Source organism: Allobosea sp. P2_A10, assembly GCF_056405115.1.
The window spans coordinates 125,756-138,073 of record NZ_JBFUCS010000010.1 but is presented as its reverse complement, the minus strand read 5'-3'; the positions used below and the strand labels follow the sequence as shown (position 1 = coordinate 138,073).

Below are 12,318 nucleotides of genomic sequence, written 5' to 3'. Positions count from 1 at the left end.
GTCAGGCGGGGGCCAGTTCGGCGAGCGCCTGCGCGCCGGTGACAGTCTCGGCCCTTGGCCAGGCCCACCAGTGCCCCGGTGTCGCGATCGCGCTTTCGAGAAGGCCCTGATAGGCGGCTCGCGGCACTTCGCGCGTGCCGAACTGGGCGAGATGGGCGGTCTGGAACTGCGCATCGAGCAAGGCATAGCCGCCGCGCCGGAGCCTGGCGACGAGATGGACCAGCGCGACCTTCGAGGCGTCGGTCTCGCGGTGGAACATGGATTCACCGAAGAAGGCGCCCCCCAGAGCCAGGCCATAGAGCCCGCCGACGAGGCGATGGTCGCGCCAGCACTCGACGGTGTGGACATGACCGAGCCGGAAGAGCTCGCGAAAGATCTCGCGGATGCGGCTGTTGATCCAGGTTTCGGGCCGGTCGGGTTTGGCCTCGGCGCAGGCGGCGATGACGTGGTCGAACTCGCTGTCGACCCTGATCTCGAAGCGGTCGCTGCGCACCGTGCGCGCCAGCCGCGACGCGAGATGGAAACCGTCGAGCGGGATGACGCCGCGCAACTCGGGTTCGACCCAGAACAGGCCCGGATCGTCGGCGCTCTCGGCCATCGGGAAAATGCCCGCCGCATAGGCGCGCAGCATCACATCGGGCGTGATCACCGGCGAGCGGACAGGCACGGAACGGGCTTTCATGAAAGCAGGGGAGCGCGGGACGGCGGGTGAGTCAAATCGGCTTTCCCACCCTCAGCCCTCATCCTGAGGAGCGGCCGAAGGCTGCGTCTCGAAGGATGTTCCAGGAGGCTCCGGAGACATCTGGACCATCCTTCGAGACGCCGCTTACGCGGCTCCTCAGGATGAGGGCTCTTGGGAGAATGGCGAACTACGCCTCGCCCGGCTCGCCCATGCCGCCGGCGGCGAGGAATTTCTCGAGCCAGTGGATGTTGTAGTCGCCGTTGAGGATGTCGGGGTTGCGCACCAGCGTGCGAAACAGCGGCAGGGTGGTGTCGACGCCGTCGACGACGAACTCGTCGAGCGAACGGCGCAGGCGCATCAGGCATTCGGCCCGGTTGCGGCCATGCACGATCAGCTTGCCGACGAGCGAATCGTAATGCGGCGGGATGACGTAGCCCTGATAGGCCGCCGAATCGACGCGCACGCCCAGGCCGCCCGGCGTATGGAACGAGGCGATCCTGCCGGGCGAGGGCCGGAAGGTCGCGGGATGCTCGGCGTTGACGCGGCATTCGATGGCGTGGCCCTCGATCACCACGTCCTTTTGCGTGATCGAGAGCGGCGCGCCAGCCGCGATCCTGATCTGCTCGTTGACGAGGTCGATGCCGGTGATCATCTCGGTCACCGGATGCTCGACCTGGATACGGGTGTTCATCTCGATGAAATAGAACTCGCCGTCCTCGTAGAGGAACTCGATCGTCCCGGCGCCGAGATAGCCGAGCTTGGCCATGGCGTCGGCGCAGATTTTGCCGATCTTGTCGCGCTCGCCGGCGTTGAGGGCCGGCGAGGGGCCTTCCTCCCAGACCTTCTGGTGGCGGCGCTGCAGCGAGCAATCTCGCTCGCCCAGATGAATGGCGTGGCCCTTGCCGTCGCCGAGCACCTGGATCTCGATATGGCGCGGCTTCTCGAGATATTTCTCGATATAGACGGCGTCGTCGCCGAAATTGGCCTTGGCTTCGGTGCGGGCCGTGGACAGCGCGACGGACATGTCGTCGGGGTTGCGCACCACCTTCATGCCTTTGCCGCCGCCGCCGGATGCCGCCTTGATGATCACGGGAAAGCCGATCTCGGCCGCGATCCGCAAGGCCTCGTCATCGTCGGTGACGCCACCTTCCGACCCCGGCACGCAGGGGATGCCGAGGCGCTTGGCGGTGCGCTTGGCTTCGATCTTGTCGCCCATCGAGCGGATATGCTCGGCCTTGGGGCCGATGAAGGCGATGTTGTGCCGGTCGAGGATCTCGGCGAAGCGGGCGTTCTCGGAGAGGAAGCCGTAGCCGGGATGCACGGCGTCTGCGCCGGTGATCTCGCAGGCCGCAATCAGTGCGGGGATGTTGAGATAGCTCTCGCGGGCCGAGGGCGGACCGATGCAGACGCTCTCATCGGCGAGGCGCACATGCATGGCGTTGGCGTCGGCCGTGGAATGGACCGCGACGGTCGCGATGCCGAGTTCCTTGGCGGCGCGCAGCACCCGCAGCGCGATCTCGCCCCGGTTGGCGATCAGGATCTTGTCGAACATCTTGAAGCCAGCCTCGCTCCGGGCGCTCACTCGATCACCAGCAGCGGCTCGCCGTATTCGACCGGTTGCCCATCCTCGACCATGATGGCGACGATCTTGCCGGCGCGCGGGGCGACGATGTCGTTGAAGGTCTTCATCGCCTCGACCAGCAGCACGCGCTCGCCCGCTTTCACGATCGAGCCTATCTCGATGAACGGCTTGGCTTCCGGCGAGGCCCGGCGATAGGCGGTGCCGACCATGGGGGAGGTCACGGCGCCGGGATGGGCGGCGGCGGCCTTGCCCTCGACGGGAGCCGCCGTCACGGGCGCGGCAGGCATCGCGACAGGCGCGGCGGCCGGCACATGCACGGTCGTGCTGATGGTGCGGGCGACGCGGACGCGCAGATCGCCCTTTTCGACCTCGATCTCGGTGAGGTCGGTGTCGTTCAGCAGCTGCGCCAGTTCGCGCACCAGTTCGGGGTCGATCGGGCTTTTGGTCGCCATGGCGATTTCACCGTCTTCATCGTCGTGTCGGAGGAGCGCTGGTTGCGCCCGTTGTGAGGGATACTGGCTGCTCAGCCGGCCGGTTTCGCGATGCGCTTCTGCAGAAGCGGCACGATCGCGTCGAAAGCAAGATCGTAGCTGGCGACGCCGAAGCCGCAGATCACGCCGACGCAGACCGGCGCCATATAGGAATGATGCCGGAATTCCTCACGGGCGTGGACGTTGGAGACATGGACCTCGATAGCCAAAGCCTCGGTGCCCTTGATCGCGTCGCGCAGCGCGACCGAAGTGTGGGTGTAGGCCCCGGCATTGATGATGATGCCCGCGCCGGCCAGTCCCGCCTGCTGGATGAAGGTGACGAGTTCGCCTTCGTAATTGGTCTGGCGGAAGGTCAGGTCGACATTCGCCGCCGCGGCCTTGAGCTTCAGCCGCTCCTCGACGCCAGCCAGCGTTACGGCGCCATAGGTCGCCGGTTCGCGGGTGCCGAGCAGATTGAGATTGGGTCCGTTGAGGACATGGACGGCGACCATGGCGCGCGCTGATTCCTGCGCCGCGCAAGGGCGGCAGAGGTGGTCCTCTTAGCGGTTGCGGACCGGCAGGGGAAGCCTGCCGGTCTGTTGCGGTCAGGCGGCGCCGATCAGCCGCTGCAGCTCGTCTTGCCGCATTTGCGGATCGCTTCGATCTTGACCTTCAGGGGCCCCGGGCCGACCGCGCCGAAGACGACCTCGTCGCCGACGATGAAGGCCGGCGTGCCGGTCAGGCCGAGACGATCGCCGAGAGCGACCGTGTCCTCGATCACGGCGCGCGTAGCCGGTCCGTCCATCTCCTTCTTGACGCGCTCGACATCCGCGCCGGATTCCTTGGCGATCTCGAGCGCCTTGGCGCCGTTGACGCGGCCCTTGGTCGCCATCAGCTTGTTGTGGAAATCGAAATACTTGACGCCCTGGAGCTGGTTCTTGACCGCGATGGCGACGCGGCTGGCCTCGACGGAATCAGGTCCCAGGATCGGGAAGTCCTTGATCACGACCTTGAGCTTGGGGTCTTCCTTGGCGAGCGCGCGGACATCGTCCAGCGCTCTTTTGCAGAAGCCGCAATTGTAATCCATGAACTCGACGAGGGTGACGTCGCCCTGCGGGTTGCCGACGATCACGGACGTCGCGGGGTCGATCAGGCGCGCCTTCTCGGCGGTCACGGCGCTGCGCTGCGCCTCGGCCTGCGCGACCGTGTTGCGACGTTCGAGCTCGACCATCGCTTCCTGGATGATCTCGGGGTTCTTCAAAAGCGTCTCGCGGATCAGCTCGACCATGGCGGCGCGCAGTTCCGGCGTCATCGGCTGGCTCTGGGCGAAGGCGGGCGCCGCAAGCAGCGCGATGCCGAGGCCGAGCGCAAGGCCGGAACGCTTCAGGCCGGCGCGGGCCAGTCCGAACAGGGTCGCAAGGGTCATGTCGTCATCCTTTCGAGGCCGCCGGCGCGATGGCGCGGCGCATCGGGGTTTCCTCAGCTTCTCCGCCGTTGCGGCAGTCGCGTCAAATCACAGCTCTGCCAGCGGTTGCGGGAGGCGGTGCGCTCGGTTACGGCAGCGCGCATGAGCAAGCCAGAATCCATGCGCGCGCCGATGCCCGCGCTTGCCGCCCGCGCCGAGGCGGTCTCGCCCTTCATCGTCATGGATGTGATGAATCAGGCGGCCGCGATCGAGCGAAACGGCGGCTCTGTCGTCCATATGGAGGTGGGCCAGCCCTCGGCCCCGACGCCGGCCTCGATCCGGGCCGCGGCCGGCAAGGCGCTGGAGCATGGCCGCATCGGATACACGCAGGCGCTGGGCACCGATTCGCTGCGGGCGCGCATCTCCCGGCATTACCGGGAGCGCTACGGCATCAGCGTTCCGGCGCAGCGCGTGATCGTCACGACGGGCTCTTCCGGCGGCTTCATCCTGGCGTTCCTGGCCTGTTTCGAGCCGGGCGCGCGCGTCGCGATAACCGCGCCGGGCTATCCGGCCTATCGCAACATCCTGATCGCGCTCGGGCTCGTGCCGGTCGCGATCGAGGTCGGCCCCGAAACCCGCTTTGCCCTGACGCCGGAGCTGATCGCCAGAGCGCATGCGCAGGCGCCGCTCGCCGGCGTGCTGACGATGAGCCCGGCCAACCCGACCGGGGTGGTGATGACGCCCGACGCCATTTCTGCCGTCGCCGCCGAATGCCGCAGGCTCGGCCTCTGGTACATCTCCGACGAGATCTATCACGGGCTGACCTATGAGACGCCGGCGACGACCGCGCTCGCCGCCGATCCCGATGCGATCATCGTCAACTCGTTCTCGAAATATTACTGCATGACCGGCTGGCGCGTCGGCTGGCTCGTGGCGCCCGAGCGTCTCGTGCGCACAATCGAGCGGCTGCAGCAGAATTTCTCGATCTCGGTGCCCTATCTCAGCCAGGTCGCGGGCGAGGCTGCGTTCGAGGCAACCGAGGAATGCGAGGCGATCAGGGCGGGCTATGCGGAAAACCGCGCCTATCTGCTGAAAGCGCTGCCGGAGATCGGCCTCGGCGACTTCCTGCCTGTCGACGGAGCGTTTTACATCTATCTCGACATCGGCCGATATTCCAACGATTCCATGGCGTTCTGCCGGGATGCTCTCGAACAGGCCGGTGTCGCGATCACGCCCGGGCTGGATTTCGACGAGGGACGCGGCGCGCGGACGGCCAGACTTTCCTTCGCCGGATCGCTGGCCGAATGCGAGGACGCCGTGGCGCGGCTCGGCGGCTGGCTGAAGCGGCGCTGAGACGGCAGCGCTTGCAAGGGGGCAGCGGCGCTCTCATGGTCCCTCTCGACGATCGGCGGAGCGGGTTATGCGCGAACAATCTCGGCGGGGCGGTTTGATCGCGAGGTTGCGATGTGTCGGCTGGTCTGGCCTCCTGCTCGTCGGATTTGCTCTCGTCGGGCCCTGCCTGACGAGACCGGCGCTCGCGCAGGCCGACGCGCCCGTAAACCTGACGCTGCGAGGCGACGAGGCGCCCGAAACCATCCGGAAAATGGTCGACGCACTGTCGGCTGCCGGGCGCAGGGTCGATATCCGACTTGCCGTCCGGGACGGCGCAGCGGCTGCCGCTTCGCCGGGCGCGAGTCTGCCGCCGGCGGCCGACGAGTCGCGGCTCGAGACCTTCTGGGACAATTTCGTCGCTGGATTTGACTATGGCAACGCTGCGATTCCCGCTGTCGCCACGCTTCCGGCCGACTGGAGACGGGCGTGGGCTGCCAATCGCAACGGCATCGGCGGCCTGCCGGCCGGAGGCAGGCTCCTGCTGATCGTCGCACTCGCAACGGGCATCGCGGCGGCGTGGCGGATGGCCAGCGCCAAGTGGTTTGCGCGGCGACTCGCGCCGAAGGGGCCGGAGTTCACGCCTCGCGTTGTCGCCTCGGGGTTTGGCCTGCTTCAGGATTTGACGAGCGCGATCCTGTTCTTCGCGGCGCTGCGCATCGGCAAGGTCACGCTGCTGCCGCAGGCCGATCTTGCGGCCGTTACGACCGATACGCTGGCGCAGGCGCTGGCGATCACAGCGACCTATCTGGTGGTCGGGCGCTTTCTGCTGTCGCCGCGCGCAAGCGAGCGTCGCTTGCTGCCGCTTCCCCGGGCCGAGCGACATTTCGGGCTTCTGGTCGTCTATGCCGTCTGCGGCCCGTTGATTCTCGCCATGACCACGCTTGGCCTGCAGGTGGCGAGCGACAAGGCGTCGGTGGCGGGGTTATTCGCGGTCAACGGCCTCGCCATCACGCTGTTCAAGGTCTGGTGGTTCTGGGATGCGCGCCAGGATTTGCGCGCGCTCGTGCTGCGGCATTCGGCGGAGCCGGCGGTTGGCTTGCGTCTGCTCGCGCGTCTGGCGCCCTGGCTCTATATCGCCAGCGCCATCGCGATCTGGATGATCGGGCGTGCGGCGGCGATGATGAGCGACGGTGCGCGCTGGGGCGCAGCGGCCGGGCTGACGCAGTTCATCGTCGTGCTCGCGCCGGTCTGCGCTGTCGGCGTCTCCAGCCTGATCGGATGCTGGCGCGCGCGCAGCGCCTCGCAGGCGGCGCCGTCGCCGTTGGCGGGAGCGATCGGCAAGGCGGTGCAGGCGGCGTCCGGCGGGGTGATCTGGATCGCGTCGGTCTACTGGCTGACGCAGCTTTGGGCCGGTTTCTTCATCGACACGGCGTCGGTCGACTACGTCGCCTTCCGGCGACAGTTGCAGGCGGTGGCGGTGCTGGTCTTCGGCGGCTGGGTCACGCTCGTCTTCCTCCGCGGCTTCTTCGACGCCTATTCGCCACGTCCGCGCTCGACCCTGCCGGCGGATGAGGACGTCGTCGAGGAGGAGCATGCGCCCTCCCGGCTGGCGACCGTGCTGCCTGTGATCCGGGGCGTCGTCCTGGCTACGGTCGTTGGCCTGACCGGGCTCGTGGTGCTGTCCAAGCTTGGCGTCGACATCGGGCCGCTGCTGGCGGGTTTCGGCATTCTTGGCCTTGCGATCTCGTTTGGCTCGCAGGCGCTGGTCCGCGACATCGTGTCGGGCTTTTTCTTCATGGTCGAGGATGCGTTCCGCGTGGGCGAATACGTCGATACCGGGCGGCTGAAGGGCACCGTCGAGAAGATCTCGCTGCGTTCGATGCAGCTGCGCCACCAGAGCGGCCAGATCCACACGGTTCCGTTCGGCCAGATCCCGTCGCTGACCAACGCCAGCCGCGACTGGGCGACGCTGAAATTCAATGTCAGGCTCGACCATTCGGCCGATATCGAGATCGCGCGCAAGACCATCAAGAAGACCGGCCTCGCCATGCTGGAAGACCCGGAATTCGGGCCGCATTTCATCACGCAGCTCAAGATGCAGGGCGTCGCCGACATCCTCGACAGCGCCGTGGTGATCCGGCTGAAATTCACCGCCAAGCCCAACCACGCTTCGGCGCTGCAACGCGAGGCGCTGAAGCGGGTCTATCGCGCGCTCAACCAGGCGGGCGTGCCGTTCGCGTCCAATGCCGTCACGGTGCGTGGCGGCGACGGCAACCCGACCCAAGCCGCCGCCGCGATCTCGTCCGTGCCGCCGCCGAGCCCGCTTGCGCCGGCGGCGGGGTGAGAGGGCCTAACGGCGTTTTGCTGCTTCGTAAACGTCGGAATGCTCACGCTTGCCGACGGCGACGACAAGCACGGTCAGGACCTCATCCTCGACGCGATAGACCAGCCGGTAGCCTGCCTGCCTCAGCTTGATCTTGAAATGGTTCGGCATGCCATGCAGCGCGTCGCCCGCTACGCATGGATGAGCCAACCGCTCCGCCAGTTTCTTCTTGAACTGCCTGCGGACCGTCTCGCCGAGCTTGTCCCATTCCTTCCGCGCGGAGGGCAGGTAGGCGAGGCTATAGCTCATCTAGCGTGACCGGCACGCCGACCTCGCCAGCGCGCGCCTTGATGGTCTCGATCAGCGCCATGTCGTCGAGCCGTTCGAGCATCGCCTCATAGGTGTCGGCAGGCACCATATAGGCCATGACGCGGTTATGGTTCAGGACGGCGACGGCGCCGCCCTTGGAGCCTTCGATCACGGCCGAAGGACTCTTCTTCAACTCCGAGACACTGACCGCATAGTCGGCTTCGACACGTTGGAGCCCCGTCATTATCATCGTCTCCACCGGATAATCGTATTATATACCGTATCATTTCCAATACGGAAATCAATGCGATTCCGGCGGCGACTTGTCTCTACCAAGGCTTGCCTTTCTGGAAGAGATTGATCGACGCATCGCTCAGAGCCCAGAACACCGTCGGAAAACGTTGCTGCGCGACGCCAGAGAAGAGCAGTGCGAACCCGGCCGTCGTGAGCAGCGCCCCAGCGATCACGAAGAGCCGCGCTGTCGAGGCCACTGACGCGATTTTGGCGCGGCGGTCGGCGCGGTCGGCCTGCGGCTGTTCGGCTTCGCTGCGAAAATGGTTGGCGTAGGATTCGGGTCTCGACTGCGTGCTGACAGGGCTGTCGCGTTGCAGCTCCACCCTGAGCGCGACGAACAGGACCGACAGACCAAGAAGTGCGACGCCGAGACCGCCCAGCGCCAGCCAGCCGAGCCAGGCAAGACCGAGCAGCCCGGCAACAGCGAGCGCGATCAGAACCTGCCTTTCGCGGTTGCGGGGCGGCGGCATCGCAAGTCCCCTGGATCAAGAAAAAGGCCGCTGCGATCTCTCGCAGCGGCCTGATTATCAGCCTCGTCCGGCCAGCTTGTTCCACCAGCCGCCGCGCTTGGGGCGGTCCGGGTCGGGCGGGGTCAGCACGACCGCGACCGGCTCCTCGACCGCGCGCGGGGCGGGAGCAGGCTCCGGCTCGGGAGCCGGCTCCGGCATCGACTTTGCCGCCGGGGCGGCCTTCGTTGCCGGGGTAGACTTGGTCTTCGCTGCGGACTTGGTCTCGGGCGCAGCCGCTGCCGGCTCGGCGATAGCCTCGGCCGCGCCATCCTCGGTGATGGCCACCTTCTTGGCGCGCGAGCGGCGCTTGGGCTTTTCGGCCTCGGCCGGAGCGTCCTCCGCGGCAGGCTCGGCTGCGGCCTCGACGGTCTCGGCCGCCGGGGTCGCTTCCGCCGCTGCGTCGGCCTCGGCTGCGTCGATCTTCGATCGCCCACGTCCGCCACGACGTCCGCGACGGGGTTTGCCGTCCGTCTCGGCGGCTTCCGTCACGACCGGCGCTTCTGCAACAGGAGCAGCAGTGGCCGTCTCGTTGACCTCGCTGGCGTTGTCGTCGCCGTCCTCGTCGCCCTCGCCATCCTCGTCGCCCTCGGCATCCGTGCCGCCGTCGAGACGCACGCCATTGGCGTCACGCTCGCCGCCACGCCGACGCCGCCTGCGCCGGCGACGCTTGCGGCCACCTTCACCGCGCGCCTCGCCGCCTTCGCCCTGCTCGGGCTTGTCGTCATTGGCGGCCGCAGCGTCGGTTTCCGTCGTGCCACCCTCGGCGTCGAGCGCCTCGGCCTCGGCCGCGGCGTCGAGCGCCTCGTCGTCGAGATCGGCGGGGATGGTCTCGGCCTTGAAGGCGGTCGGGATGACGCGGCCCTCATTGCCGACAAACTCGCCGCGCTCGACCTCGAAGTAGCGGGTGCCGAGCAAGGTGGCGTCGACCGAGATGCTGATCGCGATCGCGAAGCGGGTTTCCAGCTCGCTGAGATGGGCGCGCTTCTGGTTCAGCACATAGAGCGCGACCTCCGGACGGGTCCGGACGTTGAGGTTATGGCTGGCGCCCTTGATCAGGTTCTCTTCGAGCGCGCGCAGGATCTGCAGCGATACGGATGCAGCCGAGCGCATCATGCCGGCGCCGGCGCAATGCGGGCAGGGGATGGAGGAGCTTTCGAGCACGCCGGTGCGGATGCGCTGGCGCGACATCTCGAGCAGGCCGAAAGCGGAGATGCGGCCGACCTGGATGCGGGCGCGGTCGTCCTTGAGGCAATCCTTCAGCTTCTTCTCGACGGCGCGGTTGTTGCGGTTCTCCTCCATGTCGATGAAATCGATCACGATGAGGCCGGCAAGGTCGCGCAGGCGCAACTGGCGGGAGATTTCCTCCGCCGCTTCGAGATTGGTCTTGAGGGCGGTGTCCTCAATGTTGTGCTCGCGGGTCGAACGCCCCGAGTTGATGTCGATGGCGACCAGCGCCTCGGTCTGGTTGATGACGATGTAGCCGCCCGACTTCAGCGTGACGGTGTTGGAGAACATCGCGTCGAGCTGGCTCTCGACGCCGAAGGCGGCAAAGAGCGGGGTCTGCTCGCGATAGACCTTCACGCTCTTGGCATGGCTCGGCATGAGCATGCGCATGAAGTCCTTGGCCTCGCGATAGGCCTCGTCGCCGGCGACGTGAACCTCGTCGATGTCCTTGTTGTAGAGGTCGCGGATCGAGCGCTTGACGAGGTTGCCCTCCTCATAGACCAGCGCGGGCGCGACCGAGGCCAGCGTCAACTCGCGCACGCTCTCCCACATCCGCATCAGATATTCGTAGTCGCGCTTGATCTCGACCTTGGTGCGCGAGGCGCCGGCCGTGCGCAGGATGATGCCCATGCCATCGGGCACCTCCAGCTCGGAGGCGACTTCCTTGAGGCGCTTGCGGTCCTCGGTGTTGGTGATCTTGCGCGAGATGCCGCCGCCCTTGCCGGTGTTGGGCATCAGCACCGAATAGCGGCCGGCGAGCGAGAGATAGGTGGTGAGCGCCGCGCCCTTGTTGCCGCGCTCTTCCTTGACGACCTGCACCAGGATGATCTGGCGGCGCTTGATCACCTCCTGGATCTTGTACTGGCGGCGCGAATGGCGCTGCGGACGCTCGACGATGTCGTCGAGGGCGTCGCCGCCGCCGAGCTGCTCGGGTGCTTCCTCGTGCTCGCCATCGTCGTGGGCGCCGTCCTCGTCGTCCTCGGACGGCTTGCGCGCCTCCGACGCCTCGGCGTCCGATCCGGCCGCCTCGACGGGCGTGGTCTCGAAGGTCAGGGGCGCTGCGTTCTCGACCGCATCCTGCGTTGTCGATTCGGCGATATCGGGCGCGAATTCCTGGCCGAAGGCGGGTCCGCCCTCGCTGACCATGGCGGCTTCCTTGCCGTCGGTATCGACTTGGCCGTCGGTATCGACTTGGCCGTCCGTATCGACCTGGCCGTCCGTATCGACCTCGGCGCTGATGGTCTCGTCGTTGGAGGCCTTCTTGGCGCGGTCGCCGCGCCGGCCCCGGTCGCGCCGGCCACGATCACGGTCGCCGCGCTTCTCGCGCTTTTCCTCGGCGTGCTCGTCCTCGCGGTCGGCGCGCGCCTCCTCGGCGATCAGCGCCTGCCGGTCGGCGACGGGAATCTGGTAATAATCGGGGTGGATTTCGGAGAAGGCCAGAAATCCGTGGCGGTTGCCGCCATATTCGACGAAGGCGGCCTGGAGCGAGGGCTCCACGCGCGTCACCTTTGCGAGATAGATGTTGCCGCGCAGGGGCTTCCTGCTGGCGGATTCGAAATCAAATTCCTCGACGCGGGATCCGCGGACCACCACGACCCGGGTTTCTTCCGGGTGGGTGGCGTCGATGAGCATCTTGTTGGCCATAGGGATTTTCCATAGGCGCGACGGCCGTCACCCGCCGGGCTGCGGACGGATGTCCGCTGCCGCGGGCAGGGGCGCCGCGCGAAAGCCGGCGCGAGCCGGCATGTTGCAGGAGTAAAAGCCGGCGCGAGCCGGTGTCTGGGAGGAGCAAAAGCCGGCGCGAGCCGGCGTCTGACGGGAGGGGGGCGATCGAGACAGGATTGCGGCTCGGGAAATCCGGCCGGGCAAAAGCCCCGGCGCGGTCCCGCAGGTATGGACGAGTCACCGATAATGTCTGCGGTGTCGTATGCCCCGACATCTGTCCTGACCTGCGACGCGCCCGCCCGAAGAAAGGAAGCACGCCGCGTTTGCACGCTCGCGGGACTGGCCATGCGTCGAACTTGCGTACCTGACGCCGGCCGTCTGCGGACGATCCGTTGGCGGTTGCCATGCTTGCGGCCGAACCCGGGAGGGTCGGCCGCTTCGCCTGACCCCGGACGCCGACGGGTCCTCGGACCCGGATGCGCACCATGGGCGGCTTCGCAAAGCAACCAACCCCATTACAGAC

The 12,318-nt window shown here is 67.1% G+C and carries 11 protein-coding genes; 2 read left to right on the top strand and 9 right to left on the bottom strand.

Annotated elements, in window-relative coordinates; all coding sequences use genetic code 11:
• Position 1 precedes the first annotated feature (1 nt).
• From aat to AC1DZY_RS15865, 5 genes are all read right to left on the bottom strand, one after another.
• Entirely contained in the window at positions 2 to 631 is a 630-nt protein-coding gene (gene aat / locus AC1DZY_RS15885) for a leucyl/phenylalanyl-tRNA--protein transferase (RefSeq protein WP_476821153.1), read from the bottom strand.
• A gap of 238 nt (positions 632 to 869) precedes the next feature.
• Positions 870 to 2,234 carry an acetyl-CoA carboxylase biotin carboxylase subunit gene (gene accC / locus AC1DZY_RS15880; RefSeq protein WP_476821094.1) on the bottom strand — a complete coding sequence of 455 codons (1,365 nt, stop codon included), beginning with the start codon at positions 2,232 to 2,234 and terminating at the stop codon, positions 870 to 872.
• 26 nt (positions 2,235 to 2,260) lie between these two features.
• Positions 2,261 to 2,716, bottom strand: a complete 456-nt coding sequence (gene accB, locus AC1DZY_RS15875; RefSeq protein WP_476821093.1) for an acetyl-CoA carboxylase biotin carboxyl carrier protein — start codon at positions 2,714 to 2,716, stop codon at positions 2,261 to 2,263.
• Between the two features lie 71 nt (positions 2,717 to 2,787).
• Complete coding sequence (aroQ, locus tag AC1DZY_RS15870; protein ID WP_476821092.1) at positions 2,788 to 3,246, bottom strand: type II 3-dehydroquinate dehydratase; 459 nt, start codon at positions 3,244 to 3,246, stop codon at positions 2,788 to 2,790.
• A gap of 107 nt (positions 3,247 to 3,353) precedes the next feature.
• The gene (locus tag AC1DZY_RS15865; protein ID WP_476821091.1) at positions 3,354 to 4,160 is read right to left on the bottom strand and encodes a DsbA family protein; all 807 of its coding nucleotides are present in this window, start codon (positions 4,158 to 4,160) and stop codon (positions 3,354 to 3,356) included.
• A 141-nt stretch (positions 4,161 to 4,301) separates the two neighbouring features.
• On the opposite strand from AC1DZY_RS15865, the gene AC1DZY_RS15860 reads away from it, so the two are divergent.
• Both AC1DZY_RS15860 and AC1DZY_RS15855 read left to right on the top strand, forming a co-directional pair.
• The gene (locus AC1DZY_RS15860) at positions 4,302 to 5,492 is read left to right on the top strand and encodes a pyridoxal phosphate-dependent aminotransferase (protein ID WP_476821090.1); all 1,191 of its coding nucleotides are present in this window, start codon (positions 4,302 to 4,304) and stop codon (positions 5,490 to 5,492) included.
• A 67-nt stretch (positions 5,493 to 5,559) separates the two neighbouring features.
• Entirely contained in the window at positions 5,560 to 7,815 is a 2,256-nt protein-coding gene (locus AC1DZY_RS15855; protein WP_476821089.1) for a mechanosensitive ion channel family protein, read from the top strand.
• 6 nt (positions 7,816 to 7,821) lie between these two features.
• Here the strand turns inward: AC1DZY_RS15855 and AC1DZY_RS15850 are convergent, their stop codons facing one another.
• The 4 genes from AC1DZY_RS15850 to AC1DZY_RS15835 all read right to left on the bottom strand — a co-directional run bounded on the left by AC1DZY_RS15850 (position 7,822) and on the right by AC1DZY_RS15835 (position 11,774).
• Entirely contained in the window at positions 7,822 to 8,103 is a 282-nt protein-coding gene (locus tag AC1DZY_RS15850) for a type II toxin-antitoxin system RelE family toxin (protein WP_476821088.1), read from the bottom strand.
• Complete coding sequence (locus AC1DZY_RS15845) at positions 8,093 to 8,347, bottom strand: type II toxin-antitoxin system Phd/YefM family antitoxin (RefSeq protein WP_476821087.1); 255 nt, start codon at positions 8,345 to 8,347, stop codon at positions 8,093 to 8,095. Before AC1DZY_RS15845 ends, AC1DZY_RS15850 begins: the two co-directional genes overlap by 11 nt.
• A gap of 85 nt (positions 8,348 to 8,432) precedes the next feature.
• Positions 8,433 to 8,867 (bottom strand): hypothetical protein, encoded by a 435-nt coding sequence (locus tag AC1DZY_RS15840; RefSeq protein ID WP_476821086.1) that lies wholly within the window; start codon positions 8,865 to 8,867, stop codon positions 8,433 to 8,435.
• A gap of 57 nt (positions 8,868 to 8,924) precedes the next feature.
• A complete protein-coding gene (locus tag AC1DZY_RS15835) occupies positions 8,925 to 11,774 on the bottom strand; it encodes an Rne/Rng family ribonuclease (RefSeq protein WP_476821085.1) in 2,850 nt (949 codons plus the stop codon).
• Positions 11,775 to 12,318: the final 544 nt, after the last annotated feature.